The sequence below is a fragment of the Prosthecobacter sp. genome, assembly GCF_044222345.1.
Lineage (GTDB): Bacteria > Verrucomicrobiota > Verrucomicrobiia > Verrucomicrobiales > Verrucomicrobiaceae > Prosthecobacter.
Genome location: NZ_JBGANL010000005.1, coordinates 75,043 through 101,150 on the forward strand (window position 1 = coordinate 75,043; position 26,108 = coordinate 101,150).

At 60.2% G+C, this 26,108-nt stretch carries 25 protein-coding genes; 10 read left to right on the plus strand and 15 right to left on the minus strand.

Annotation, left to right across the window (positions count from 1 at the left end; all coding sequences use genetic code 11):
- Positions 1 to 7 precede the first annotated feature (7 nt).
- Together ACILSL_RS04845 and ACILSL_RS04850 are read right to left on the minus strand one after the other, a co-directional pair.
- The gene (locus ACILSL_RS04845; RefSeq protein ID WP_395730872.1) at positions 8 to 283 is read right to left on the minus strand and encodes a hypothetical protein; all 276 of its coding nucleotides are present in this window, start codon (positions 281 to 283) and stop codon (positions 8 to 10) included.
- A gap of 74 nt (positions 284 to 357) precedes the next feature.
- Positions 358 to 954, minus strand: a complete 597-nt coding sequence (locus ACILSL_RS04850) for an RNA polymerase sigma factor (protein WP_395730873.1) — start codon at positions 952 to 954, stop codon at positions 358 to 360.
- A 510-nt stretch (positions 955 to 1,464) separates the two neighbouring features.
- On the opposite strand from ACILSL_RS04850, the gene ACILSL_RS04855 reads away from it, so the two are divergent.
- The 6 genes from ACILSL_RS04855 to ACILSL_RS04880 all read left to right on the plus strand — a co-directional run bounded on the left by ACILSL_RS04855 (position 1,465) and on the right by ACILSL_RS04880 (position 6,110).
- Positions 1,465 to 1,623, plus strand: a complete 159-nt coding sequence (locus ACILSL_RS04855; RefSeq protein ID WP_395730874.1) for a hypothetical protein — start codon at positions 1,465 to 1,467, stop codon at positions 1,621 to 1,623.
- Positions 1,624 to 1,631: 8 nt separating this feature from the next.
- Positions 1,632 to 2,192 (plus strand): DinB family protein, encoded by a 561-nt coding sequence (locus tag ACILSL_RS04860; RefSeq protein ID WP_395730875.1) that lies wholly within the window; start codon positions 1,632 to 1,634, stop codon positions 2,190 to 2,192.
- Positions 2,180 to 2,917 (plus strand): NRDE family protein, encoded by a 738-nt coding sequence (locus ACILSL_RS04865; RefSeq protein WP_395730876.1) that lies wholly within the window; start codon positions 2,180 to 2,182, stop codon positions 2,915 to 2,917. The genes ACILSL_RS04860 and ACILSL_RS04865 overlap by 13 nt, the downstream gene beginning before the upstream one ends.
- The gene (locus ACILSL_RS04870; protein ID WP_395730877.1) at positions 2,914 to 4,707 is read left to right on the plus strand and encodes a lysophospholipid acyltransferase family protein; all 1,794 of its coding nucleotides are present in this window, start codon (positions 2,914 to 2,916) and stop codon (positions 4,705 to 4,707) included. Before ACILSL_RS04865 ends, ACILSL_RS04870 begins: the two co-directional genes overlap by 4 nt.
- Before the next feature lie 138 nt (positions 4,708 to 4,845).
- On the plus strand, positions 4,846 to 5,385 hold the full coding sequence (locus ACILSL_RS04875; RefSeq protein ID WP_395730878.1) for an RNA polymerase sigma factor: 540 nt from the start codon (positions 4,846 to 4,848) through the stop codon (positions 5,383 to 5,385).
- Positions 5,382 to 6,110, plus strand: a complete 729-nt coding sequence (locus ACILSL_RS04880) for a hypothetical protein (RefSeq protein ID WP_395730879.1) — start codon at positions 5,382 to 5,384, stop codon at positions 6,108 to 6,110. The genes ACILSL_RS04875 and ACILSL_RS04880 overlap by 4 nt, the downstream gene beginning before the upstream one ends.
- A 2-nt stretch (positions 6,111 to 6,112) precedes the next feature.
- Here the strand turns inward: ACILSL_RS04880 and ACILSL_RS04885 are convergent, their stop codons facing one another.
- From ACILSL_RS04885 to pgsA, 4 genes are all read right to left on the minus strand, one after another.
- The gene (locus ACILSL_RS04885) at positions 6,113 to 6,517 is read right to left on the minus strand and encodes a hypothetical protein (protein WP_395730880.1); all 405 of its coding nucleotides are present in this window, start codon (positions 6,515 to 6,517) and stop codon (positions 6,113 to 6,115) included.
- A gap of 16 nt (positions 6,518 to 6,533) precedes the next feature.
- The gene (locus ACILSL_RS04890) at positions 6,534 to 7,532 is read right to left on the minus strand and encodes a cobalamin-independent methionine synthase II family protein (protein ID WP_395730881.1); all 999 of its coding nucleotides are present in this window, start codon (positions 7,530 to 7,532) and stop codon (positions 6,534 to 6,536) included.
- Between the two features lie 78 nt (positions 7,533 to 7,610).
- Positions 7,611 to 8,987: a ribosome biogenesis GTPase Der gene (gene der / locus ACILSL_RS04895; protein ID WP_395730882.1), complete on the minus strand. Its 1,377-nt coding sequence runs from the start codon at positions 8,985 to 8,987 to the stop codon at positions 7,611 to 7,613.
- A gap of 29 nt (positions 8,988 to 9,016) precedes the next feature.
- Positions 9,017 to 9,589, minus strand: a complete 573-nt coding sequence (pgsA, locus tag ACILSL_RS04900) for a CDP-diacylglycerol--glycerol-3-phosphate 3-phosphatidyltransferase (protein ID WP_395730883.1) — start codon at positions 9,587 to 9,589, stop codon at positions 9,017 to 9,019.
- Positions 9,590 to 9,661: 72 nt separating this feature from the next.
- Between pgsA and aat the strand changes: the two genes are divergently transcribed.
- Positions 9,662 to 10,237 (plus strand): leucyl/phenylalanyl-tRNA--protein transferase, encoded by a 576-nt coding sequence (gene aat / locus ACILSL_RS04905; protein ID WP_395730884.1) that lies wholly within the window; start codon positions 9,662 to 9,664, stop codon positions 10,235 to 10,237.
- A gap of 7 nt (positions 10,238 to 10,244) precedes the next feature.
- On the opposite strand, the gene speA is transcribed toward aat, so the two are convergent.
- Positions 10,245 to 12,182, minus strand: a complete 1,938-nt coding sequence (gene speA, locus ACILSL_RS04910) for a biosynthetic arginine decarboxylase (protein ID WP_395730885.1) — start codon at positions 12,180 to 12,182, stop codon at positions 10,245 to 10,247.
- 120 nt (positions 12,183 to 12,302) lie between these two features.
- Positions 12,303 to 12,980, minus strand: a complete 678-nt coding sequence (locus ACILSL_RS04915) for a TIGR02206 family membrane protein (protein ID WP_395730886.1) — start codon at positions 12,978 to 12,980, stop codon at positions 12,303 to 12,305.
- A 57-nt stretch (positions 12,981 to 13,037) separates the two neighbouring features.
- Between ACILSL_RS04915 and ACILSL_RS04920 the strand changes: the two genes are divergently transcribed.
- Positions 13,038 to 14,846 carry a DUF3592 domain-containing protein gene (locus tag ACILSL_RS04920; RefSeq protein ID WP_395730887.1) on the plus strand — a complete coding sequence of 603 codons (1,809 nt, stop codon included), beginning with the start codon at positions 13,038 to 13,040 and terminating at the stop codon, positions 14,844 to 14,846.
- Here the strand turns inward: ACILSL_RS04920 and ACILSL_RS04925 are convergent.
- The 3 genes from ACILSL_RS04925 to ACILSL_RS04935 form a co-directional block, all read right to left on the minus strand.
- Entirely contained in the window at positions 14,843 to 16,237 is a 1,395-nt protein-coding gene (locus ACILSL_RS04925; protein ID WP_395730888.1) for an FtsX-like permease family protein, read from the minus strand. The genes ACILSL_RS04920 and ACILSL_RS04925 overlap by 4 nt on opposite strands.
- 40 nt (positions 16,238 to 16,277) lie before the next feature.
- Positions 16,278 to 17,576, minus strand: a complete 1,299-nt coding sequence (locus ACILSL_RS04930; protein ID WP_395730889.1) for an FtsX-like permease family protein — start codon at positions 17,574 to 17,576, stop codon at positions 16,278 to 16,280.
- A 155-nt stretch (positions 17,577 to 17,731) separates the two neighbouring features.
- The gene (locus ACILSL_RS04935; RefSeq protein WP_395730890.1) at positions 17,732 to 19,075 is read right to left on the minus strand and encodes an OFA family MFS transporter; all 1,344 of its coding nucleotides are present in this window, start codon (positions 19,073 to 19,075) and stop codon (positions 17,732 to 17,734) included.
- A gap of 143 nt (positions 19,076 to 19,218) precedes the next feature.
- On the opposite strand from ACILSL_RS04935, the gene ACILSL_RS04940 reads away from it, so the two are divergent.
- On the plus strand, positions 19,219 to 19,398 hold the full coding sequence (locus tag ACILSL_RS04940) for a hypothetical protein (RefSeq protein ID WP_395730891.1): 180 nt from the start codon (positions 19,219 to 19,221) through the stop codon (positions 19,396 to 19,398).
- 69 nt (positions 19,399 to 19,467) lie between these two features.
- Here ACILSL_RS04940 and ACILSL_RS04945 read toward each other — a convergent pair whose 3' ends face one another.
- Genes ACILSL_RS04945 through ACILSL_RS04960 form a run of 4 tightly spaced genes read right to left on the minus strand, consistent with a single transcriptional unit; the run spans position 19,468 to position 24,701 of the window.
- Positions 19,468 to 20,562, minus strand: a complete 1,095-nt coding sequence (locus ACILSL_RS04945) for a type IV pilus twitching motility protein PilT (protein WP_395730892.1) — start codon at positions 20,560 to 20,562, stop codon at positions 19,468 to 19,470.
- Between the two features lie 17 nt (positions 20,563 to 20,579).
- Entirely contained in the window at positions 20,580 to 21,632 is a 1,053-nt protein-coding gene (locus ACILSL_RS04950; protein ID WP_395730893.1) for a type IV pilus twitching motility protein PilT, read from the minus strand.
- Between the two features lie 58 nt (positions 21,633 to 21,690).
- Positions 21,691 to 22,911 carry an AGE family epimerase/isomerase gene (locus tag ACILSL_RS04955; protein WP_395730894.1) on the minus strand — a complete coding sequence of 407 codons (1,221 nt, stop codon included), beginning with the start codon at positions 22,909 to 22,911 and terminating at the stop codon, positions 21,691 to 21,693.
- Positions 22,908 to 24,701, minus strand: coding sequence for a sulfurtransferase (locus tag ACILSL_RS04960; RefSeq protein WP_395730895.1), 1,794 nt, complete (start codon positions 24,699 to 24,701; stop codon positions 22,908 to 22,910). The genes ACILSL_RS04955 and ACILSL_RS04960 overlap by 4 nt, the downstream gene beginning before the upstream one ends.
- Positions 24,702 to 24,832: 131 nt before the next feature.
- Here ACILSL_RS04960 and ACILSL_RS04965 point away from each other — a divergent pair, with 131 nt between their 5' ends.
- Positions 24,833 to 26,008, plus strand: a complete 1,176-nt coding sequence (locus ACILSL_RS04965; RefSeq protein WP_395730896.1) for a PQQ-binding-like beta-propeller repeat protein — start codon at positions 24,833 to 24,835, stop codon at positions 26,006 to 26,008.
- Positions 26,009 to 26,108: the final 100 nt, after the last annotated feature.

Here is a 26,108-nt window from a genome sequence, read left to right on the forward strand (position 1 = left end):
ATGCATCTCAAGGCATTCCCGCCTCCTGCTTCAATGCTTCACGGATATGCTGGAGTGCTTCGGGGGAAAGAGCGGAAAGGATGTCTGTGTTTTCTTCGTGGCAGGCTGTGCAACGCAGAATGACGCGGAGGTTCTCGAGCTGCCTCGGCAATGGGCGGCAGACATGGCAGAGCAACGAGTGCAGGTGAAATCGCAGGTTTTCAGTCAAGCTGAGCGGGCGGTCGAGACGCAGAGATGTGAGCACGGCGAACTGACGGCAGGAGAGGCCAAGTAGCTTCATCATAGGCCACATCATGGCTTGCATGATCCGGTAGATCAGGCCCGGCGCGGGTGGTGCGTGTGAGTGTGCGGAAGTTTTCATGGGGTGATGCCGTGATATTGCAGACAGGCGCGAAGTTGGTGTCTGGCACGGGTGAGGAGCACGGCAGCGCTGCCAGGGGTGACTCCGGCGGCGGCGGCGGCTTCACCGACGGGGAGATTGTCCACTTCTCGCAGGGTGAAAAGCAGACGCAGGCGCTCGGGCAGGCGCTCGATGCAATTACGCACCCAGTCGAGGACTTCGGAGCGTTGCGCTGTCTCGCCGGGAGATTCATTGAGCAGTTCGACGCCGTAGTTGGGATCAATACGCCAGGAACCGCGCGAATCGAACAATGTATCAAGCGGGTCGGTTCCCCAGTCGTTCTTTTCGTCTCGCCCAACGGATTGCGCGGTAGGGGTGCGTCTGGCACTGCGGAAGTGGTCGAGGATTTTGAACTTCATGATGCCGGTGAGCCAGGTGGAAAGGGTGGAACGACCATCGAAGTCATCGCGCTTTCGCCATGCGATGATGAGAGTGTCCTGCACGAGGTCCTCTGCGTGCTGGTGGTCCTGGAGCCGCTGATAGGCATGATGGTAGAGTCGTGGTGCTTCGCTCATCAGGATGTCGGCGGTAATTAGACACATGCGGTTGAACATGGCGAAACAAAACACGCCCGCCACTGCGATGACAGGCGTATCCCGGAATAAACAGAAGGTGAGTGCCGGGTCTGCGCGCTGTAGTTGTACGAATGGCAGGTGGACTTGCCGTTGGGGAGTGTAAGCGCGAGCAGCGCTGCGATACGGAGAAGGCGGGCCGGGATGTGGATGTGCTTCATGTCTGGGTGCTTGTCGTTTTTGTCACCGCTTCGACAAGTGCGTGATTTGGAGGGCAAGTGTTGGTCGTTCGAAGCCGCGGGGTGTTAACGAGTTTTTTTTTGAAGCGGACGAAGAAACTCGTTAACATTGGATTCACCTCTGACGGCTCATGCGGGTATGAAATCATCACCTGCTTGCTCTAATGAAAAAAAATGCGGTCCATGCAGCCGTGGGCTGTGCCCCGGAACCATTATACTCGGCGTGGTCCTGCTTATGCAGGGCTGCATGGCGTTGTACCATTGGATGGTTGGCTGAGCATCACCTGCTGAAACTATATCCGAGCACCGCTTCATGAAAGCCGCACTCTCCCTGTTTATCCGACGTCATTACGGATTCCTGCTCATTGTCGTTGGAGTCATCGCCTACGTCAGTGTTTCCGGCATGTTCGGTGCCTGCCCGATGTGTCGCGCCGTCACGAAGTCGGTGGGTTTGCCCTCGCTGACCAAATGATGCTGAACATGATTGATGATTCCGTAGCCACAGACAAGCCGCCATGCCTGTTTGAGGAAAACAACGCCATGCTGCTCTCGGGTGTTGCAGTGCTGGCCGGGCTGCGGCCGGAAGTGTATGCATGCGTGGATTCACGCTGCCTCGGTGGCAGCATCGGCGGGCATGTGCGGCACTGTGTGGAGTTCTACCGCAGTTTTCTCACGGGACTAGACACGGGCTTTCTGGATTACGATGCACGGGCGCGTGATCCAAGGCTGGAAAATGACCCGAATTCGGCCTGCGAAGTGATGCGCCAGACGGCCAGGTGGCTGAGCGTGGCGGCTAGCCATGAGGACACGGATCGCAGCCTCAATATCGTGGAAAACCATGATGGAGGAGAGCCCGTTTGGTCGCCTTCAAGCGTGGGCCGTGAGCTGCGATTCCTGTTGAGCCACACAGTGCATCACTACGCGCTCATCGCCATCCTGCTGCGGCTGCGAGGAATCAAGACGCCAGAAGGGTTTGGCATAGCTCCGTCCACATTGCGCTATCGGAAGCGTCCAACCCCCTCTACACCATGTGCACGGTAAGCTGGTCATACGGGGCCAGCGGGGGGCTGGCGCTATGCTTCAACCGCGATGAGCAGCATGTGCGTGCCGCAGGATTGCCGGTGCAGATATGGGCGGGTGGTTTTCTCGCTCCGGTGGATGCCGAGGCAGGCGGGACGTGGCTGGCGGTGCGTCAGGATGGAATCTTGCTCGCCTTGTTGAACCATTATCCGCCAGGGTTCGCTCCATTTGCGAATGGTGTCAGCCGTGGCGCTTTGATTCCGGTGCTGGCGGCCCGGATTGAACGGCCCGGACTGCGTGCGCTGCGAGATTTGGTTTCAGCGCGCATGAATCCATTCCGCCTACTGCTGCTGGCGCCTGATGGCGAGCGCAGGGTGTTCACCTGGGATGGCAGCGCGTTCACCGGCCTGCGGGTCATTCGTGAATCGACGGGCATGCTCACCAGTTCATCTTGGAATACTGCGGCCGTGGTGGCGGCACGGCATGTGGCATTTCGTGGGTGGCGCAAAAGTCATCCGTCGCCAGCTTTGGCAGACCTGTGTGGGTTTCACTGTCAGGGGCAGCACCCGAGAGGCGGTGCCTGGGCCGTGTGCATGAGCCGGGAAGATGCGCGCAGCGTGAGCCTCAACACGCTGCATATTGCGGAGGGTCGTGCGGTGATGACGCACCAGATCCGCAAGCGGGGGGCGGACGGATTCGATGCCGACAGCCACACGATGCAAATACGCGTCTCCAACCGTAAATGAATATACCCCGGCCCTTCGTCAACAGCGCTGAACTACTGCCACAGGGGGCGCTGCGCCAGATTTATCGGCTTTTACTGCGCCCGCTGGTAGAACGGGCCTGCGGTTTTCATGCGCTCAATGCCATCTATGCGCGCCTGCAAGGCCCGTACATGACGCCCCAGCGCTTTTGTGAGGAAGGTTTGCAGCATCTCGGGGTGGAGGTGGCGAGGCCCACGGATGATGAACTTGGTCCGCTGCGCGACTGGAACGGGCCACTGGTGGTGATGGCGAACCACCCCTTTGGCGGCGCTGAGGCCCTGGCGATGATGCTGCTGCTTGAACGCATCCGCCCAAGTGGCTGGCGCATGTTTGCCAACCGCGTGCTGGCTTCCACGCCGGAACTGGCGCCGCACCTTATTGCGGTGGATCCGTTTGCCCGGTTTCAGTCTGCCAACCGCCAGGGTATCAAGCAGGCGCAACGGTTTCTGGCAGATGGCGGCGTGCTGGGAGCATTCCCTGCCGGGCGCGTCTCTGGCTGGAGCGTGGCTTATGATTGTGTGCTCGACACACCGTGGAGCGATCATCCTGCGCGCCTCGCTGCCGCCACCGGTGCCGCCGTGGTGTTGCTGCAGGTGCCGGGCTGTAACAACGGTCTGTTTTTGAAAGTGCCCATGTGCTGGCCGCGACTCCGTGCGCTCTTTCTCCCCCGCCAGATGTTACGATCCAACAAGCCCGCCATGCGCTTTCATATTGGCCCGGTGATGGACCCCGCGACGGCGGGCAGTCTCGTTCGTGCGGGAAATGCAGGAGCCAAGTTTCATGCACGCTGCCAGCTGCTTGCCGAGCTTCAAAACGAACCGCCGACGAGCAACGTGTCCGCAGTGCCGGACATCGCTCCGGCAGGTGATCCAATTGGGCTTCGAGAGGAGGTGGACGGGCTGAGCAGTGGTGCCGCACTCCTTTTTGAGCAGGGGCGTTTCACCGCGCTGCTGTTTCAAAAAGCCGAAGCCTCGAATCTGTTTCATGAGCTGTCACGGCTGCGGGAGATCACCTTCCGCGCATCCGGGCAGGGCGGTGGAGCAGCGGTGGACATCACCCCCGAGGACAACTACTACCACCAGCTCGTGCTGTGGGATCGCGAGAGGCAGCGTCTCGTCGGAGCCTATCGACTTGGTTTTACAGAAGAGGTGCTGCGGGAGCGTGGGCAGGAGGCGCTCTATTCGAGCCACGTCTTCCACATGCGTCCGGAGTTTTTCCAGCGCATCGGTCCGGGCATTGAGTTGACGCGTTCCTGCATACATCCCGACTACCAGCGTGATCCGCTGGCGCTGGCGCTGCTGTGGCGCGGATTGGGCAAGATCGTGGCCGCGCGTCCGCAAATACGCTGTCTGTTTGGCTCTGTCACCGTGCCCGCCACCTTGAGCGATGCTTCCCGAGCCATCCTCGTCGAACATTTGCGGCGGCATCATTCCGATGTGGCCGAGTTGCTGCCACTGGTGGTTCCAAAGCAGTCTTTTCAGCCCCCCGGCATTGCTCATCGGCTAATTGCCGAGGCTCATCGGAACGACCCCATCGAGACGCTGCGTGATACAATTCGCTCTGCCGATGGCACTCCGCGCAGCATCCCGCCGCTCATCCGCCACTACCTTTCCATGAACGCCAGGTTCCTCGCCTACCACGTTGAGCAAGACTTTGGCAACGCCCTATACTGTCTGTTGCGTGTTGACCTGTCGAAGGCTCCGCCCGCGCATCTGAACCGCTTTGTTGGCAGGGAAGCCGCTGCTGCACTGCTGAGAAAAAAAACACCATGAATCGGGAATAAACTCCCAAGACCCATACTCCTACACTCAACCTACCTGCATGGATGCGCTGATAAGACTCACAAAAGCATGGAACTCACGTGTCACTTTGGCATTGAAATGCCTGCAACTCGCCCGATACCTCGACGCGTGACTGACTCCGTGCCCAGCTTTGAGCAGATCGTGGACTCCCACTATCAGGGACTCTACCGCTTTGCCTTGAGCATGTGCCGACGTGAGGCCACCGCGCAGGATCTCGTGCAGCAGACCTTTCTGCAATGGGCAAAAAAAGGGCATACGCTGCGGGATGCTTCGAGGGTGAAGACCTGGTTGTTCACAACCATCTACCGTGAGTGGCTTGGCATTGCCCGTCGCGAGAAAAAATACGAGGAGGTCGAATTTGAACCCGAGCAGCACGGTGCCATGCAGCACCATGATGATGGCGAAAACCCACGCGTAGACAGCGCCACGCTGCAAACGGCGCTCGAAGAACTGGAGCCAAACTACCGCGCACCGCTGGTGCTTTTTTACCTCAAGGAGCTATCCTACCGAGACATTGCCGAGACATTGGGTGTTCCCATCGGCACCGTCATGTCCCGCCTCTCCCGCGCCAAAGACAGCCTGCGCAGCATTCTCCGCCGCCTTGAAGAATCCGCCCCCTCCAACATCATCCCCTTATCCGCCTCGTGAACCGCGAAGAAGCCAGACTCGAACTCGATGCCACGACGCTCCGCCCTCAGGACGCGTCGCCTGAGGCGCGTGCCATGGCCGGGAGCGATCCCGAGCTGGGTGCATGGCTGAAAAAACGCACCGAGTTTGATCAACAGGTCGCCGATGCCTTCGCTGCATCCTTGCCGGCTGGATTGCGTGAGAGCATTTTGCAAAATTCCAGGAAGCCCGTCAGGCGTCCCATCCGCTGGGTGCTGCCTGCATTGGCCGCTGCTGCCGCTGCCGTCGTGCTCAGTTGGACGATGTTCTGGCCCGTGAGCAATAGCATGCCCGGCTGGCAGGCTGAGTCGCTCGCCGCCGTGACGAAAGTCGAGTACGGAATGCTCAAGGTGGATCACATGTCCCGAGATTTTGAAGCCATCAAAAAAATGCTCGTGACGGATCAATCTCCGACACCGCTGCGTCTGCCTGGCACGGTGGGGAGCATGCCCGTGCTGGCCTGCAAATGCATCAAAGTTGCTGGTCGCAAGGCATCCATCATTTGCTTTGAAATTGAGCCTGGCAAAGAGGCGCATCTGGTCGTGGTGGAAAACACAGGGCTCACCGGTTTGCCGCCTCAACTTCAGCCGCAGTTCAAAACGAGCAAAAACTGGAACATGGCCAGTTGGAGCGATGGCAGCCAAACCTTTCTGCTCGCGACGACGGCAGATGAAGCGGCGTTGAAAAAACTGTTTGGGCTGGCTTGAGGTTACGGAATCGCACTCACCTGCACCTTGGTCTTCCCGAGCACGGTATGGCAGTTCACGCACTGCTGGCGCAGCGAGGCAAAAGCAGCTGGGGAGCGCTTTGAGTCGTGTTTTTTGAGTGTGGTTTTGAGTTCGGCGAAGGGTCCGTTTTCCCACCCGGCAAGCAGGGGCTGCAGATCTACCATGGTTCCACCGGAAGACTTTTGCCGAGGTGCGCTGGTGATCGACTTGGACACACTCGAATGCATGCGTTCTGACATGGCCAGCGCGGCATCCCACTCGCCAGCCTGCTGCAACCTGCGCGTTTCCAGCATCTTGCGCTGGGCCGCTTTCATACGGTGGCCGTTCATCGTGCTGGCACAGGAGGCCAGCGCGATCATCATGGCGAGGACGAATAGACTTTTCATGGGTTTGGTGAGTGAATCACCGCCCTTCGAATCTGTCACGTCCTTTCGCCAGCGCTTCGATCTTGCGATCGGCAATGCTGCGTTTGAGCATCCAGAAGCCGCAGTCGGGATGGATAAACTTCACCCGGCCTGAACCTAGCTTTTTCTCCGCTGCTTCGATGCGGCGGGCGATTTCATCGGCGGTTTCGACGTGGTTCACCTTGATGTCCACGACACCGAGGCCGACACCGATTTTGGGATCAAGTTCCTTCAGCGCATCGAGGTCGGCGGCAGGACGATGGGCGAGTTCGAGCACGAGGTGGTCGGCACGCAAGGAGTTCAGGAAGGAGATGAGCGCGGCCCACTCGCCCTTTTGAATTGTCTGGCCGCCATAGTTGCCGAAGCAGAAGTGCACGGCTTTCGTGCCTTTCACCGCATCCAGCACTCGATTGATGCCTGCGGCGGCGATGGGAGCATCCGCCGGGTTGCCGGGAATGTTTGCCTCATCGACTTGCACGCATTCACATTGCAAATCGGCGGCCTGTGCGGCCAGCGCATCGGCGATGGCCATGTTGAGCGCTTCAAAGTCGTGGTAGTGGGTATCCAGCAGGGTACGGGCCAGCATGTACGGACTGGTCAGCGTGAATTTGAACGGGCCGCCGGCCACTTTGCCCGCGCGGGCGCAGTCCTCTGCCAGATTGAGGACCCCTTCGGTGATGGGGCCCCGCACCACGGCGGCTGGCTTGCTGCGGAAGGCCATCTCATGTTTGGCACGAAACGCGGCGGCATCGGCTCGCCCCACACAGCTGTCAATGCCGCCCAGCTTGTGGACGAAGTATTCGATCATGCCGTTGGTGTCCGGATGATTCACATCGAAGCGATACAGTTCGCCATCCGTCGGTAGATCAATGCCGGCCTGGCGCTGGGTATCGAACACCACACGGGTGGCATCAATGACGGCGGCCTCGCTGGGCAGCGCGCTGAGCCATTCGGGAACAGGGTAGGAGCCGACGGTGGTGGTCTGGATGGTGGCCATGCAGCAGCCTAGTTAGCATCCTCCTGCCTTGGAAGGCGTGAGTGCCAAATTCCAAAGGCAGGCAGGCATCCAACAAGCTTACTTCGCGTTCTTCGGCCCTTTGCCACGCACGCTCATTTTGAAGGGCACGCCGGGGGCGTTCCATTCGTCGCGGATGACTTTCTCCAGATAGCGCATGTAGCTGTCGGTGAGCTTTGAGGCGCGGTTGGCGAAGAGCACAAAGTGCGGCACGGGAATGGCGAAGCCTTCGGCCTCATTGACCTGGGTGGCGTAGAGCAGCTTGAAGCTGTGCGTGCTGCGGCCCAGAGCGCCGGGGGTGTTCTCGATGGCGTTGGCGAGAAGGCGGTTCAAAGCGCCGGTGCCAATGCGGTTCTGTGCGCCGCTGCGTACTTTTTCGATCTGCACGAAGAGCTTGCCGATGTGGTCCTTGTTCTTCGCCGAGATGGCAACGAGAGGGGCGTAGTTCAGGAAGAAAAACTCGCGGCGCATCAGCTCGTCCAGATGCTCGATGCGGTCCTTCTGATTGCCATCGGGATGAAAAAGATCCCACTTGTTCATGACGAGGATGCAGGGCTTGCGCTCTTCAAGAATGAACTGAGCGATCTTGCGGTCCTGCATTTTGGCTCCGGCGGCGCAGTCGATGACGAGCAGGCAAAGATCCGCGCGCTTGATGCTCTGCAAGCTGCGATCCACGCTGGAGATCTCGACCACGGTGTCGAGATTGCCACGACGGCGGATGCCGGCGGTGTCGATGAGCTGGTAGTGTTTGCCGTTCCAGGTGGCCTTGATGTCGAGCGCATCACGGGTGGTGCCGGCGACATCGCTGACGATGGCGCGGTCCTGGCCTAGAATGGCATTCACCAGCGAGGATTTGCCAGCGTTGGGCCGGCCGACGATGGCGAGCTTAAGCGGGCGAGTGTTTTGATGTGCAATGGCATCTTCCGTTTCGTTGGACTCCTTCAAATCGAGGCGCTCGGAAATGAGTGCGACGAGTTCGTCGATGCCAAGGCCATGAGCGGCGCTGACTTCAAGGGTGTCGGGGAAGCCGAATTTGGAGAATTCGCTGGCGTTGAGCTTGCGCTTCGGGGAATCGGCCTTGTTGCAGACGAGGATGACGGGCTTGTTGGTGCGGCGCAGTTCGCGGGCGAGGCTTTGATCAATCGTGGTGATCCCATCGACGACATCGACAACGAACAGCAGCAGGTCGGCAACGTCCAGGGCGATGGATGCCTCGATCTGCACCTGGTCGGTCAGCACGTCCTCGGTGCTGGCACCGATGCCGCCTGTGTCCATGATCTCAAACCATGCCGGACCCCGGCGGCACTGCGCCGTGATGCGGTCCCGTGTCACACCGGCCTGGTCGTGGACGATGGAGATGGTTTTCCCGGCAAGGCGGTTGAAGAGTGCGGACTTGCCCACATTGGGGCGTCCGACGATGGCAACGGTTTTGAGCATTGTTCAGAGAGCACGGTGAGCCCCCCGAGTCAATCATGTCCAGCGGCTTGCAACTGCTTGACACCATCGGCCAGATTGAGAAAACCCGACAGGGCGGTAAAAGTGGCGGCAAAGAGCGTGGGCCAGATGAGCCACTCAGGCTTGAGATCGAGCAGGATCCACAGGATGGCCGCCATCTGGGCAAAAGTGGCTGTTTTGCCGGTCCAGTGGGTGTGGATTTGGAATTTGCCGGCAAAGTGGTCGATCAGGAAGGCCCCGCCAATGGAGAGCAGGTCGCGGCCGATGACCAAAATCGGGAACCACAGGGGAAAATGCTGCCGCCAGGAGGTAAAACTGAGCAGGATGATGGCGGCGAGCATGAGCAGCTTGTCCGCAAGCGGGTCCATGATGGCCCCGAACCGGGTGCGCTGATTGAACCGGCGGGCGATCCAGCCGTCAATCGCGTCACTGATCGAGGCAATGCCGAAGACCGCAGCAGCCCATTGGCGCAGGGCTTCATTGGGGTGCTCCCCACGGGCGCTTTCGCCATAATAGATCACCAGCCCGATGAAGACGGGAATCAGCAGGATGCGGAAGATGGTGATCTGATTGGCGAGGTTCACGCTGCTACGTTCGCTTTTCGCGCCTCACGTTCAAGAGTTGAATCATGAAGTTTGATCGCTTTAGAGTGCGGCATGTCGCAAATCGAGCCCGTGGATCTTTTGAACGCCTACTGCGAGGGGGCCTTCCCGATGGGGGAGGACGATGGCTCCATCTCGTGGTACCGGCCCAAGATGCGCGGCATCCTGCCGGTGGCGGAGTTTCACGTGCCACGCCGGTTTGAGCGCTACCTGAAGCAGCACCCGTTCGAAGTGCGCTGGAACACGGCGTTTGGGGATGTCATCCGGGGCTGCGCCGACCGTGAGAGCACCTGGATCACGGATGCGATCATGGACACCTACGAGGAGCTTCACCGCATTGGTTTCGCGCATTGCGTGGAGGTCTGGCGGGACGGCAAGCTGCGTGGCGGCGTCTATGGGGTGAGCATCGGCGGGGCGTTTTTTGGCGAATCCATGTTCAGCCGCGAGCCGCAGGCCTCCAAGGTGGCGCTGACCTGCCTGCAGCGGCGCCTGCACGAGCGCGGCTACTTGCTGCATGACACGCAGTGGACCACGCCGCATCTCGCGATGTTTGGCGGTCACGAAATCCCCTGCGCGCAGTATTTGGAACTGCTGCAGAGGGCGATTTCGCGAAAGGCGACGTTTATGTGAGCTGCTATCAGCTCTCGAAATACGTGTAGCCGCGCAGGCCCGCCTCGAAGCTTTCCATGATCTCGCGGCGCTCGGTGGCGGTGATGCGCTTGGAGACGACGGCGCTTTCAGCCAGATTGCGGAAGCGGGTGAGCATGTCCTTGGGATCGTACTCGACGTAGGTGAGCACTTCCGCGACGCTGTCGCCTTCGAGTTCGCGGCTGTATTTCACCTTGCCGTTTTCCACGCGGACGCTGACGACATTGGTGTCGCCGAGGAGGTTGTGAAGATCGCCGAGGGTTTCCTGATACGCGCCGACGAGGAAGATGCCGAGCATGTACTCATGGCCCTTCTCGATCTGCGGATCATGCAGCGGGATGGTGGGGTTGATGCCATGGGAATGGGCAAATTTGTCGATCTTGCCGTCGCTGTCGCAGGTGATGTCGGAGAGCACGGCATTGCGCGTGGGCTTTTCCTTGAGGCGGTGGATCGGCATGACCGGGAAGATCTGGTCGATGGCCCAAAGGTCAGGCAGGCTCTGGAACACGCTGAAGTTGCCGTAGTAGAAATCGGTCGTGATGGTGTCGAGACGATCCATCTGACGGCCGTCGTGGTCGCAGCTTTCCTTCATGCTGTGCACCCAGGTGAGGATGTCCCAGTAGAGCTCCTCGCCGTGGGCACGCTCGCGCAGGTTGACCTTGCCGTAGTTGAACTCGCTGCGCAGCTTGTCGCGGTAGTAGATGGCGTCGTTGTAGATTTCCTGCAGGCGGTCGCGGGTGGTCTTGGAGGCATTCTTTTCCGCATCCATTCGCAGTTCGAAAAGATTGCGCAGCAGGGGAGGGGCATCCTTGTCCAGTTCCAGTTCGGCCAGGCTCTTCCGCGGTTCAAAACGGTTGATGTCGAGGATGTTGATGATCAGCACCGAGTAGTAGGCCACGATGGCGCGGCCGGATTCGGTGATAAGGTCCGGGTGCGGCACGCCGGCCTCGGCAGTCACTTCGGTGATCGCCTCGATGATGTCGGCACAGTACTCCTTGGTGCCGTAGTTGCTGCTGGCTTCGCTGGCACCTTTGAGGCCGTCGTAGCTGATCGCAAGACCACCACCCAGATCGAGGATGCCCATGCGCGCACCTTCCTGAACCAGGCCCACGTAAACACGCGACGCTTCAGTGACCGCCTGACGGATGGCGCGGATGTTCGGGATCTGCGAGCCCTGGTGGTAGTGCAGCATGCGCAGGCAGTCGAGCATGCCTCTTTCACGCAAGCTGTCGACGACGTGCATGAGCTGCGAAATGTTCAGGCCAAACATGCTGGCATCCCCGCCGGAGCCGCTCCAGTGGCCGGCGCTTTCGGCGCTGAGGCGGAAACGCACGCCGAGGGTCGGACGCACGCCCATTTTTTCACAGCGGTCTAGGATCAAGTCCAGCTCCGTTGGCATTTCGAGCACCAGGATGACCTGCAGGCCCATCTTTTGCGCGTAGAGCGCGAGGTCGATGAACTCCTCGTCCTTGTAGCCGTTGCAGACGATGTAGGCTTCCGGATCGTGCATGTAGCTCAGCGCGGCGATGAGCTCCGGCTTGCTGCCGGCCTCGAGGCCGTAGTGATACTTGCGGCCGTAGCGGGTGATTTCTTCGATGACTTCCTGCTGCTGGTTCACCTTGATGGGGTAAACGCCGCGATAGACCCCCTGGTATTTGCCTTCCTTGATCGCGGAGGCAAAGCCCTCGTTCAACTCGTCGATGCGTCCACGCAGCAGATCGCCGAAACGGATGAGCAGCGGGAGCTGGGTGCCGCGCTCGCGCAAACCTTTGACGATGGAGGCGAGCGAGACGTCCTTGGTCTTCTTGCCGTCCTTCAGCTTCACCACGACCTCGCCGCTCTTGGCGATGTCAAAATACTCATGCCCCCATTCGCGGATGCCATAAAGCTCGGCGCTGTCGTCGGTGGTCCATGCGGGGTTTTTCATTTTCGTGGGCTGGGTTGGAGGGGCTTTCAAGGGCCGCGATTATGGGGGCAAATTCGGAAATGCAAAGCGACATCTCGGAGAGGTGCGGGAGGCGGCGAAATCCCCGGCTGGGGCCGGGAGTCAGGGCACGGCCTTGCGAAAGGCGAAGGGAAGGTAAAGTACGGAATAAAACACGACGCCGAGACCGATGGTTTCGAGATTGTACCAAGGCCACGGATGGAGCTGGTCAAACAGGCTTGCCTGCACGGGTTTTGAGCACTGAAAAGCGTAGTTGGCTCCGATGGCGTAGTTCACAACGGCGATCACGGCATACCAGGCCACGGAGAAAGTCATGATCCGCAGCACGGCTCCGGGGCGCGGGCGGACCTTCATGGCGCTGACGACGTAGAAAGCCGTGATCGGCACGCCGGCGTGCATGATGAAAAACAAAAAGAAACGCGGGTCCGGAAACTCATAGATCAGCGCGGGGGTCAGCAGTCCCTGAAGGGTGCCTGCGATGCCAAAGAAATACACCACCTCGCAAAAAAACGGACGGCGCGTCCATAGCGCGATGCCGCCTGCCAGGGTGGCGATGTCGCAGTACTGCAATGGCAGCGCGGTGTACACACTGAGCGAGCCGTACAGGGCATGCACCCCCAGACCGACGGGATACAAGGCCAGCAGCATGCCACCCAGCACCCGCTGCGTGAGCTCTGCCCAGCGGGTGCGGGCAAGCAGCAGCATCACGATGAACAGCACCAGCGCGATGGCGAGCACCGCCTTGTGGGATGGGCCGTAGGGATGAAAGGCGGGAGGCATGGCCTGCATCATACGCGGATGTTGCGGAAGTCAGTCGGTTTGTGGCATGTTGAGGGCATGTCACGCTCCAACCGCTCGTCTGTCCGTTCCGCGAAACAGCTCAGCGGTGGCTGTGCCGTGCTGTTTGGTCTGCCCTTCATTCTGGCCGGCGTGGCCGTTGGTGTGTTTCTCTATTTTCCCGCGATCAGTTCATGGTGGTCCTCTCGCAGCTGGGTGGAAGTGCCGTGCTGGATTGAGACCGCGGAACTCAAGGCCTCGCGTGGCAGCAAAGGTGGCACGACTTACCGTGCTGAGGCCAGTTATCGCTATGAGTTCGACCGACGCAGCTACCATGGCGATCAGGTGAGTTTCTTCAGTGGCTCCGACAACATGGGGGATTTTCAGCAGCAGGTGTTTCAGCAGCTTCAGTCAGTGAAGGGCAAAAAACGGCCGTTTCGCTGTTTTGTGAATCCGTCCAAACCGGAGCAGGTCGTGCTGTTTCGCGATCTCCGCTGGGGTTTGCTGCTTTTGATGTCGATTTTCCCGACGGCGTTTCCGCTGGCAGGCTGCCTGGTTTCTGTCGGTGGCTGGCGGCAGTCGCGCCGGACGGCGCAGATGGCGCGGCTCAGAGAACAGCATCCGGGTACTCCGTGGCGCTGGCGTCCCGAGTGGATGGGAGAGAAAATTTGTCCAGAACCGGACCCCCTGCCGTTTATTATCGGGGTCGCTGGCTGGATTCTTCTGGTGCAGCTGCCGCTGGCTCTTGCAGTGATTCTTGGAGGGGAAATCATCAAATCGGCACTGGCGCTGCTTGCGCTCATCCCCGCCGCGCTGGCCTGCATTCCACTTCTCTTTGCCTGGAGAAGGATCAGGACACAGATCGCCATCGGCCGCCCAGTGTTGCTGCTCAAGCAGGTTCCGGTTTCTCCGGGACATCCGCTCGTGGGCGAGCTGCGGTTTTCCCGTGCGCCGTCTCCGCTCAGCACCCTTTCCCTCCGTGCGCTCTGCCAGAGGCACATCACGCGCAACAGCGGTGACTCCCACGCCACCGCGAAGGAAACCATCTGGGAGCACACCTCAGCGTTGTCTGCTGCTGAGGCACGGCGGGATGTGGATGGCATGGCGCTGCCGCTGCGCATCGACATTCCACGCGGACTGCCATGTGCTGCCGTGGACGAAGCTTCCATTGTTACGACAGAAGGTGAGCAGCATGTATGGACGCTGGAAATCAGCTCCAGCACAGGCGGCGGGCCGGTGGTGCTGCCTCTGCCGGTGTTTGTTTCGGCGGCTGCAGCCGCTGAAAGTGAGGAGGAAGCCGCCTTCGCGCAGCCGGAGCCGTCACCTCTGCTGAGCACGGATGATCTTCTCCTGCGATTGAAGGCCAGGGGTATTGAGATGGAGATGGATGCCGGTGGCATGCCCTCCTTCATCGACTGTCCAGCAGGAAGGAATCGGTATGCGGGCTTTTTTTTGCTGGTGTTTGGCCTGATTTGGTCTGCGGGCTTCCTGTTCATGCAGGCGAAGGGGGCGCCGCTGATCTTCCGGCTTTTCTGGGGCATCACCTCGCCGCTCATTCTCGGGGGCAGCCTATGGACACTGCTGCACAGCCTCCGCCTGGAGATCAACACACGTGAGCTGCGTATCTTGAACCGTGTGGGGCCCTTTTATTCCTGGCTGGAGATTTTCGAGCCGCGCCACATCATTGGCTTCATCCATGACTCCAACACGCAGGCGGGCAACAAGTTCTACTACCGCGTGCGTGCGGAGACGATCTTCGGCAAAACCAAAACTCTTGTTGATGGCATCACCGAATCCGTGACGGCAGAGACGCTGGCGCGGCGGCTTGATGAATGGCGGAAGCTGAATGATCTTCCGCGCCGAGCCTAGCCCCCATCCCGCAGCGCCACGGCAGGGTCCACACGTGCGGCGAACCATGAAGGAACCAGCGCGGCCATGAGGCAGAGGGCGACCGCCGTGGTGCAGATGATGAGGAGATCCCCGATGCTCGTATGGGCGGGGATGCTGGAAAGGAAGTAGATGTCCTGCGGGAAAATGTCGCGGCCGGTGATGGCGGAGATTTGATCTCGGATCCAGTTGCGAATGCCGAGGACGAAGAAGCCGCCTGCGAGTCCGGCCACCACGCCGACGAGGGCGACGATGCCTGCCTGCGAAACAAAGATGGCGATGATCTGCCACGCACGTGTGCCCAGCGCGGTGAGGATGCCGATCTCGCGGCGCTTTTTCACCGTGACGGTGATGGTGGTGTTCATCACGCAGATGGCGGCCACGAGCATGATGAACAGCAGCAGAAACCACATCATTGTGCGCTGGTTCTCGACGGACTCCAGCATCATGCCGTGCTCCTGCTCCCAGGTGCGGTAGCCCCAGCTTTCTGGCAGCGCTCCGGACTGGTAGATCTTGGTCATGACGCGCTCGGCGTTGTCCGGATCCTTCAGCTCCAGCTCGATGCCGCTGATGTCACTGTCGAGGTTGAAAAACTCCTGCGCGACATGCAGCGGCACGTAGCCACGCTTTCCGGCGGTGTCTTCACGCAGCGTGGCGATGAGGGTGAGGTCCTTGGACAGGATGGTGACGTCATCAAGAGCTGCGGCGCGCTTTTTCTTGTCTTCATTTTCGGGGATCTCGCGGTACTTTTGGATGAACTGGTTCACGCTTTCGGCGGCGTGCACGACGAGTGTGTCACCCACCTTGGCACCGATCTCCTTCGCGAATTTGTCGGTGAGGACAATGGTGTCGTCCCTGAGATCGAATTTTCCTTGTCGATACACGGCCTCACCTTTTTCGTTGATGGTTTTGGTGTCCCCCAGCGCATCGGTCTTGATGTGTTTTTTGAGTTTTTGCAGCAGCGCATTGTCCGGGTCATCGTTCAGGCCGATGACGCTGACTCCTTGCAGATTGGAATCGTTTTCGACGACGAGGATGCCTAGATGGCCGTCCCTTGTTCTGTCTGCCACGGGCACGGCGGAAACGACTTCAGGAAGCTGGGCGAGTTTTTTCCGCAGCTCGCGCCAGTCGATGGGTTTCGGGCCGCCGGGTTCGCCTTCCATCGAACCCAAAGGCTCCACCATGACATGGGGCTCAAAGCCGATGAGCATCTGCCGGTACTCACGCTGCCAGCCACTGAACACGGACATCACAAAGACCAGCACGCCGACGCCGAGCATGACGCCAAGCATCGAGATCACGGTGATGACCGAGATGAACGAGCGCGTGGGCCGCAGGTAGCGCAGAGCGAGGAAGAGGGGGGCGCTGGTCATGGGAGGCTTGTAAATCGTTGGAAAAGAGGACTGATTCGGATCAGTCACGCAGCGCCACCGCAGGATCCACGCGTGAGGCCAGCCAGGCGGGGGGCAGGGCGGCGAGGAGGCAGAATGTGATGGAGCCGATGCAGGTGACCACAATGAACCAGGGTTCGATCTGGGCTGGAATGGTGGCGAGGAACATGCCGGAGTCAGCATTGGCGCTGCCACCGCTCAGGACCGCGATGCCCATGCGGATTTCATCACGGTACTGCAGCACGAGTCCGCTGAGGATGAGGCCTGCCAGCGTTCCGAGGATGCCGACGAAGGCGGCCTGTGAGACAAAGATGCCAATGATCTGGCTCTGCCGCGAACCGAGCGCAGTCAGCACGCCGATCTCGCGCCGCTTCTGGGTCGTGACGGTGATGGTGGTGTTCATGACCGAGAATGCCGCGACGATGGCGATGATCAGTAGGACGATCCACATCATCACACGTTCGTTGCTCATCGCGGCCAGGCGTGCATCACCAGCATCCGTCCACAGTGAGGCGCTCCATGTGGCGGGGATGACTCCTGCTGCGGTGAAGCGTTTGATCACCTCCTTGACCTCGCCCGGCTGCTTCAGTTCGATGAGCACACCACTGACCTTCTCACCCAAGCCAAAGATCTGCTGCGCCGTTTCCAGAGTGACGTAGCCGTAGGTGCCGGCTGTTTCCATGCGCGTGGTGCCCAGCAGCTTGATCTCCCTGGGATTCAGTTTGATCTCCTCATAGGCGGCGTGGCGCTTGGTCTCGTCCTGCTCGTCCGAGGCGATGCGGAAGCGTTTCACCGCGCTGGTGACATTCGTGGAAGCATAGACGCTGATGGCGTCTCCGGGATGGGCATTGAGTCCGCCCGCCACGTAATCGGCACAGACCACACCGCCCGGAGTGAGCTCGAGCGAGCCTTGGTCCTTGTGCCTGGCGATCTTGGCCATGTAAAACTTCGCGCCATCTTCCGGCAGGCCCAGGACATCCATTCCAGACTGCATGCCATCGTGCTCGGCAAACATCGCGCTGCCGATGTAGCTGCTGGCGGCGAGGACGTCCGGCTGCAGGCGCACCTTGGTGAGCACATCGGCTGCGGACTTGGCATCAGTGGGCTTTTCGCCCTGGGGGCGCAGCAGAATGTGGGGCTCTGAGCCGATGAGTGTTTTGCGGAACTCACCTTCAAAACCCTTCATGACCGAACTGACCACGATCATCATCAGCACCCCGACGGCGACACCGAGGATCGAGATGACGGTGATGACTGAGACAAACGAACGCTTCGCACGCAGGTAGCGGCGGGCGAGGAAGAAGGTGACGTTCGAAAGCATGTGGGGTGCAACAAAGCGATACCCGCGCTATTTCGCAACTGCCGTGATGCCAAACAGGGGCAACGATTTCTGCACGGACTGATACACGCCCCAGCCGAGGGGCACAGTGATCCAGGTCCAGACGAGGAGAAGGGTGAGGGCTTTCATGGCGGGAATCAGGCTTGGGCGTTTTCGGCGAGGTGGTGCTTGGGATCGACGGGGCGGACCAGCAGGTTGGAGATCAAACCGACAACGAGCAGGCCCACCATGAGGTGAAAGATCGAGTTGTAGGCCTGTTCCGGTGGCATGATCTTTTTGTTGGCCACGGAAAGGCGGTCCATGAGCTGCGGGCCGATGATCGCAGCCATGGACCAGGCGGTGATGAGCCGGCCATGGATCGCGCCGACCTGATAGCTGCCAAAAAGATCGCGCAGGTAGGCCGGGATCGTGGCAAAACCGCCGCCATACATCGTGAGGATCAGCCCGGTGGCGGCGACGAACAGCGTCACGCTGCCCTGGCCCTGGATCCACGGCACGCTGGCATACAAGGCGGCACCGAGAATGAAGTAGATGCAGTAGATGCCCTTGCGCCCGATGAAGTCGGACATGGAAGACCAGAAGAACCGGCCGCCGAGATTGCAGAGCGAAAGCAGGCCGACGTATCCGGCCGCTGCGGCTGGCGTGACCTTGAACATGTCCTGAATCATCGGTGAGGCCTGTCCGAGGATGCCGATGCCAGCGCTCACATTCATGCAGAGCACGACCCAGAGCATCCAAAACTGAGGTGTCTTCCAGGCGGTGTCCACGGCCACGTTCGCCGTCGTGACCAGTTTTGAAACATGCTCCTTGGGCACCCAGCCAGCGGGTTGCCAGCCTTCAGGCGGCACGCGCACGATCAATGCCCCAAACAGCATCGAGATGGCATAAAGACCCGCCATCACCAGCAGTGCCTCACCGGCCCCCACGGAACTGGCCGTGGCAAAGCGCTTCATCAGTTCCTCCGCCAGCGGGCCGCCGATGAGGGCGCCGCCGCCGAAACCCATGATCGCCATGCCGGTGGCCATGCCGGGGCGGTCAGGGAACCATTTCATCAAGGTGGAAACCGGTGCAATGTAGCCGAGCCCCAGCCCAATGCCGCCGATCAGGCCATATCCCGCATACAGCAGCCAGAGCTGATGCCAGCGCACAGCGAATGCGGCTAGCACCAGACCGCTGCAAAAACAAAGCATGCTGGCAAGCATGGTCTTGCGCGGGCCGCTACGTTCCACCCACTTGCCAAAAAACGCTGCCGACAGTCCGAGCAGAGCAAGCGCGATCGAGTACGCCACGCCGACATCGGCTTCGCTCCAATCGCCCGCATCGGGGGCGGTGATGCCCAGCGCCCTGGCGAGCGGCTTCTTGAAAACGCTGAATCCATACACCTGCCCGATGCACATGTGAACAGCGATGGCAGCAGGTGGCACGAGCCAGCGGCTGAATCCGGGGCTGGCGACGGTGGCTTCACGGGAGAGGAAAGACATGGTGGTAGGGAGTAGGAGACCGCCGGTGGTTTTCTGGCAGATCGGGCAAGGAAAGCTCAAAGATCGACAAGAAACGCCCTGTTTCATACGTTTCGAGCACTGGCCGGTCATTTCGCCTGCCACATCCATACCCACATACCTCGATGAAAACACTGCTCACCATCTGCGCCCTCTCCTTCACTTCGGTCGCCATGGCCGCCGACAAATGCCCCATCAGCGGCAAGCCTGCTGACTCCAGCATCACCAGCACCGGCAAAGACGGCAAAACCGTCGCTTTCTGCTGCGAGAAGTGCAAAGCCAAGTTCGACGCCAAGAACAAGTAATCACCACGGCGCTGACACGATCAGCGTTTGAAAGGCGGAACCGGGCAACTGGTTCCGCTTTTTTGTGCCTCAGCGCTGCCGCGCTTCACGCTCACGCATCTTGCGCTCATAGCCGGCGATCACGAAATCTTTGTCGCGTGCGCGCAGCAGGGCATCGTCGAGGGAAATGAAACCGTGGATGGCAAGATGGGTCACGCTGTCATCAATGGTGTGCATGCCGTCATTGGCGCCGATTTGAATCAGGCTGGGAAGCTGCTGGAGCCGACGGGAGCGGATGCAGGAGGCGATGCCCGGATTGTTGACCATGATTTCAGAGGCCATCACCCGGCCCTCCTGATCCTGCCGAGGCATCAGGTTCTGACAGATCACGCCTTGCAGGCAGTTGGCCAGCTGCGAGGCCACGAAGTCCTGCTGGTCTTCAGGGAAGGCATCCATCACGCGCATGACCGTCGAAGGGGCGTCCTGGGTGTGCAGGGTGCTGATGACGAGGTGGCCGGTCTCGGCGGCGGTCAGCGCGGTGCTGATGGTCTCCAGATCGCGCAGCTCGCTGATGATGATCACATTCGCATCCTGGCGCAGTGCGCTGCGCAGGGCCTGCGCAAAGGAGTGTGTGTCGCTGCCCACCTGGCGCTGCCGGATGAGGCTGCGCGAGTGTTTGAACACATACTCGATGGGGTCTTCGATGCTGACGATGTTGGCCTGCCGATCCCGTGAGATTTGCTGCGTCATCGAGCTCAGCGTGGTGGTCTTGCCGGCGTTGCTCGTGCCGGTGACGAGGATCAGGCCGTCGCGCAGGCTGCAAAGGCTTTCCACCGTCGGACCGTGCCCCAGATCACGCAGTTCCGGGATCACCTCAGGAATAAAACGGAAGGAGGCTTCGACGCGGCCGACCACATAGCAGGCATTGCCGCGGAAGCGCCCCAGGTTCTCCACCTGAATGGCGAAATCCAGCTCCCATTCCTGCTCCAGCTTGGCGCGCTGGGTTTCCTTCAGGACACCAAAAACCAGATCGCGCACATCGCCGATGTCGAGGATCTCATCCGTCAGCGGCTGCAACTGACCGAAAATGCGCGCCATGGGTGCGGCACCCACGCTGAGGTGCAGGTCCGAGCCGCCCTGATCCGTGACCATGGCAAGGTATTCAATGAGATCGTGGGAGCGCATGATGAGAGTGGTGGGGGTCAGGAGATGCCGCGGGCGGCGCGGCGGAACTCAGCCTCGTTGCCGGTGGCTGCGACGGCTTCGTCTTCAGAGATGATGCCTGCCTGGTAAGCTGCAACGGTGGACTGCAGGAAGGTGCGCGTGTTGGGATCGCTGCCACGGCTCATGTAGTCCGTGATGTTGGCCATGCTGCGCTTCGCGATCCAGTCACGCGCTGCCCCGCCGTTTTCCATGTACTCGGTCAGCATGAAGAGCTTGCCATGGACATTCTGGACGAGTTTCTGACACAAAACTCCGACCAGCTGGTGTGCCAGCATGTGCAGCCCCATGCCGATCTGATCCGGCGGGAAGAGGTTCACAAAACGCTCCATTGTTTCGGAGACGTTGGCAGAATGCAGCGAGGCGAGCACAAGATGGCCCGTCTCGCAGGCCTGCAGCGCCGTGAGGGCCGTTTCCTGGTCGCGAATTTCCCCCACAAAAATCACATCCGGCGCCTGACGCATGGCACTGCGCAGACCGCGCGCGAAGGTGGGTGTGTCGCGGCCCACTTCACGCTGGGTGAACAGGCAGCGGTTGTTGGCAAAGATGTACTCCACCGGGTCCTCGATCGTCACCACGTGGCGGGCGATGTTTTCATTCATCCACTGCAACAGTGCAGCCAGCGTGGTTGATTTGCCCTGGCCCGTGGCGCCGGTGACGAGGATCATGCCGTTTTGCTTCTGCGCCCAGCGCTGCAGCAGCCAGTCCGGCGCTCCCAGAGTGTTCAGGGGCGGAATATCCGTGCGGATGCGGCGCAGCACAGCCGCCATGCGGCCCAGCACTTTGTGCAAATTGACACGGAAGCGTGTGTGAGTGCGGGAGATCAGTCCGGAGTCACGATCCGTGTCAGTGAGAGTGTCTCCACCGCATGCCTGCCAGAGCCCGGCCATCTGCGGCAGCAGCAGCGGATCATCGCCAAAAATCATGAGCTGTTCGGCGATCTTCATGCGCGGCACCTCGCCTTCCTGCAGGAAAATATCGCTCGCTTGATGCTCTTCGGCGGCTTGGAGGATGTCGTCGATGGTAATGGCCATGGTGGTGTACAAGCTAGCGGGCGCCGCTCAGCTGCTCAACCCCGCTCTCAGGGTATTGTTACAAGGAATCTGATGGGATGCCCTGTTCTTCGAGCAACTGTCCGCAGTACCACAGCATGCGCGGCAGGTGGAACGGCCCCTTCCACATGCTGCCCTTCAGCAGGGAGGAGGGGCTGCCATCACGATGGAGGTAGCCAAACCACTCGCCGTGGGCCGCATCGGGAAAGTGCGCAAAACTCCAGTCATGCACCTGCTGGTGCCATGTGGCGTATTTCGCATCCCCGGTGATGTGCCAGGCCAGATGCGTGGCGATGATGGCCTCGTTGTGCGGCCACCAGAATTTCATGTCGTGCCAGTATTCCTGCACCGGTTTGCCCTTCACATCGCGGAAATAGAAAATGCCGCCATGCTCTTCGTCCCAGCCGCGCTTCCACATGCAGTCGAGGATCTCCAGGCCGAGTTTGATGTAGCTCTTCTCCCCACGCCAGCGGCCCTCATGCAGAATGAACCACGCGCACTCCAGCGCATGACCTGGGTTCAGTGTGCGGCCGTCGAAGTGGTCGATCAGCGAGCCATCCGGTGAAACGACCTCCATCAATGCCCCGATGGCCGGTTTGAAGAAGAACTGCTGAATCTCCAAAATGAAGCGGTCCGCCCATTCGGAGCAGCTATGTCCTGAAATCTTCACATCACCCAGGTTGGCGCGAAGTTCCTGCGCTGTGGCGATGCCGATCATCAAGGCACCGATGCTCATCATGGGCCGCGTGTTCGGCTCGATCTTCGGATGCATCAGGCCCTTCTCGAAGGAGAATTTCAAATAAGTGGCGAAGTCCTTCTGGGCACGCTCGGAATAGCTTTCATCGCCCGTCGCCTTTGCATAGGCGGCATGCGCAATCGCCGCAAAGGCTTCGCTGAACACATAGCGTCGCATGCGCAGCGGTTTGCCTTCGCGTGTGACGGTAAAGAACAGTTTCCCATCCGTGGAGTAGCCATGCTTCTCCAGAAACGCCAGGCAGGAGCCCGCCGCCTCGATCCAGTCGCTGCGCTTCTCCACGGTGTTGTACAGCGTCGCCAGTGTCCATGCGGCGCGCCCCTGGAACCAGATGCTCTTGTCCGTGTCCAGGATCGACCCATCGCGGTCCAGAGAAGTGATGATGCCGTCAAACTCACGGTCCATGCCGTGCTTCATCCAGAATGGCATCACGTCTTTGAGCAACGTGTCGCGGTAGAGCGCCTTCAGGTTCTGGCGATAAAGCGGGTCGGCAAGAGTGAGGTTCATTTCGCCCACTCTGGCGGCTCTGCTTCAAACGTCACGCGTTCCTTCGTCAAAGGATGCGTGAAGGTGATGCGCAGGGCATGCAGGCAGAGCGGGGGATCTCCCACGGCCAGGGTCTGCGTCTCGCCGACTTCGCCATCGGCCAGATAGGCGGCATCGCCAAGAATCGGGAAGCCGAGATGCCAGAGGTGGATGCGAATTTGATTCGTTCGTCCGGTGAGCGGACGGGCCTCAAGGAGTGCGGTGCCGTCGGCATCGCGCCGCAGTACGCGGAACTCTGTTCTAGCCTCCTGGCCCTCAGCATCGACAGAGCGCCCTCCGAGCTTGCCAGCTTCGCCACTGATGGGCGCATCGCAGGTGAAGGCATCCTGTGGCGGGTGCCCCTTCACGCGTGCGAGATAAAGCTTTTCAACTTCGCCGCGCTCAAACTGCGGCTGCACAAAGCTGGCGAAGTGCCGTGTCTTGCACAGCACGGTCACGCCCGTTGTGTTCGCATCCAGACGGTGCACGCTGCGTGGCTTCAGCGGATGCCAGACGGTGTTGAGGATGAACTGCAGCGTGTTGCGATTGAACCTGCCGCCCACATGCACGGGCAGCGGGGCGGGCTTGTTGAGGACGATGATGGCCTCATCTTCAAACAGCACGCGGATGTCCGCATTCACATCCGGTTCACGCTGTGCGGGCTTCAGATGCAGGTAGCGCTCTCCGGCGCGCACGATTTGATGGGCAGGCACCACCTTCCTGTCGTCTGTTACAATGCGCCCTTCTTCACAGACCGCGAGCCATTGTTCGCGTGGGATGTGCGGCATGACATGGCAGAGGCAGTCCAGAATGGTGGCGTGATCGCAGGCCTCCGGCACATTCAGCGGCCGCGTTTGATCATAGGGTACACTGCCCGGCAGCGGCGTCACCGCCTGGCGGATCGCCGCATGGCGCTGCGCCAGGTTTTCGCGCTGCTGTTCCTCGGAGGTTTTGAAGCAATACGGGCAGGAGACATGCTCCACGTAGCGAGGATCGGCCTGCTCTTCCGCAGTGAGTGGGGTCTGGCAGGCGAAGCATTGCGAGGAAGCGGTCTCATGCAGGCCGGGATCGACGCCCACGCGCTGGTCGAAGACAAAGCACTCGCCGTCGTAATGCGCGCTGCCGCATTCTTCGAAGTACTTCAAAATGCCGCCCTCAAGCTGCCACACATGCTCAAAGCCCTCGCGCTCCATGAAAGGAGCGGCTTTTTCACAGCGGATGCCGCCGGTGCAGAACGACACGACCTCCGCCTTCTTCATCTCCGGCGGCAGCCGGCGCACGGCCTCGGGAAATTCGCGGAAGGAATCGACACCCGCCACGACGGCTCCTTTGAAGGTGCCTAGTTTCACTTCGTAATCGTTGCGTGTGTCATACAGGATGACCGGGCGGCCTTCATCCAGCCACTGCTTCAGCACCTTGGGCTCTAAGCGCGGCGAGGTGTACTTTGCGGGTTCGATGCCTTCGACCCCGAAGGCAATGATCTCCTGCTTGATGCGCACCAGCATGCGGCGGAACGGCTGCTCCGCGCTCTCGCTGTATTTGGGCTTCAGACCTTCCAGCCCTGGAATGGCGCGCAGTTCATCGACAAGAGCATCCACATTTTCCCGCACTCCGGCCACGAACATGTTGATGCCTTCCGTGCTCAGCAAAATGGTTCCCTTGAGCCTCAGTCCTTTGCAGCGTTCCAGGAGGCGGGCACGCATGTCCTTCAATCCGGAAAGTTCGGCGAACTGATAGCAGGAGATGTTGGTGATCGTGGCGGTGGCTGGCATGGGCAGGTGAAAAAGCACAAGAACAGGCGGACGGCGAGTGCAAACCGCACTTGCAGCGCAGGAATGGAACAGTGGGGCGCAATCGAGATCAAGCTTGCCATTTCAGGCCGTTCCCGCTCCATTCCGGGGGTATGAAATCCACGCTCCTTTTCCTTCTTGCCGCCGCCACCCTGCAAGCCGCTGACTGGCCGATCTGGCGCGGCCCCAATCATGACGGAATTTCGAGTGAGAAACTGGCGGGGACGGCGGTCAAAAAGGTCTGGGGAGCGCAGATCGGCATCGGCTTTGCCTCCTTCACCGTGGCTGCCGGTCGCGTCTACACCACGGGGCATGCGGACGGCAAGGACACGGTTTTCTGCTTCGACGCCACAACTGGCAAGGAAGTCTGGAAACACGCCTACGCCGCCGATCTGGGGGACAAGTATTATGAGGGGGGCACCTCGGCCACGCCGACGATTGAAGATGGAAAGGCATACCATCTGAGCCGCTGGGGCGATCTGATTTGTTTTGAAGCAGACACCGGCAAGGTCGTCTGGCAGAAAAACATCCAGAAGGAAACCGAAGCCGACATCCCGGACTGGGGGTTTGCAGGTTCGCCCTTGGTCGCTGGCAAGCTCCTCATCGTGAACGTCGGCAAAGCTGGTACAGCGGTTGAGAAGACCACGGGGAAGACCGTGTGGACCAGCGACAAGGCCAGCTCAGGCTACTGCACGCCGTATCCCATCACCGTGAATGGCAAGTCTCAGGTCGTGCTGAGTTCCGGCCGCGCCTACAAAGGTGTCGATCCGAGCAATGGTAGCGTGCTGTGGGAGCACACCTGGTCCACCAGCTATGGCGTGAATGCGGCAGATCCGATCCTCAGCGGCACGCAGCTCTTCATCTCCACTGGCTACAACAAAGGCTGTGCCCTGCTCGATCTCGCCTCCGCCGAACCCAAGGAGGTCTGGCGCAGCCGGGTGATGAAAAACCAATTCAACTCCAGTGTGCTGATCGACGGCCATCTGTATGGGAGCGATGGCGATGCAGACAAATCCGCCAGCCTGAAGTGCATCGATTTTGCCACGGGCACGGAGAAGTGGAGTGCCGCCGATGTCGGCTTCTGTTCTCTCATGGCTGCCGATGGAAAGCTCATCATCCTGACGGCCAAGGGCGAGCTCATCATCGCCAAGGCCAGCGCTGCCAAATTTGAGCCGCTCTCCCGCACCCCGGTGCTCACCGGTCGTTGCTGGAGCGCTCCGGTGCTTGCCAATGGACACATCTACGTGCGCAACGCCGCCGGTGACATGGTCTGCCTGAGTGTTCAGTAGGCCAGGTGTGCCTGATGGCGGGGCTACATGCATTTTCTCAATACAAGCTCACAAACGGTCGATTGGTCAGGCTGAGCCGATGGTTGGATGCTCCCGATGC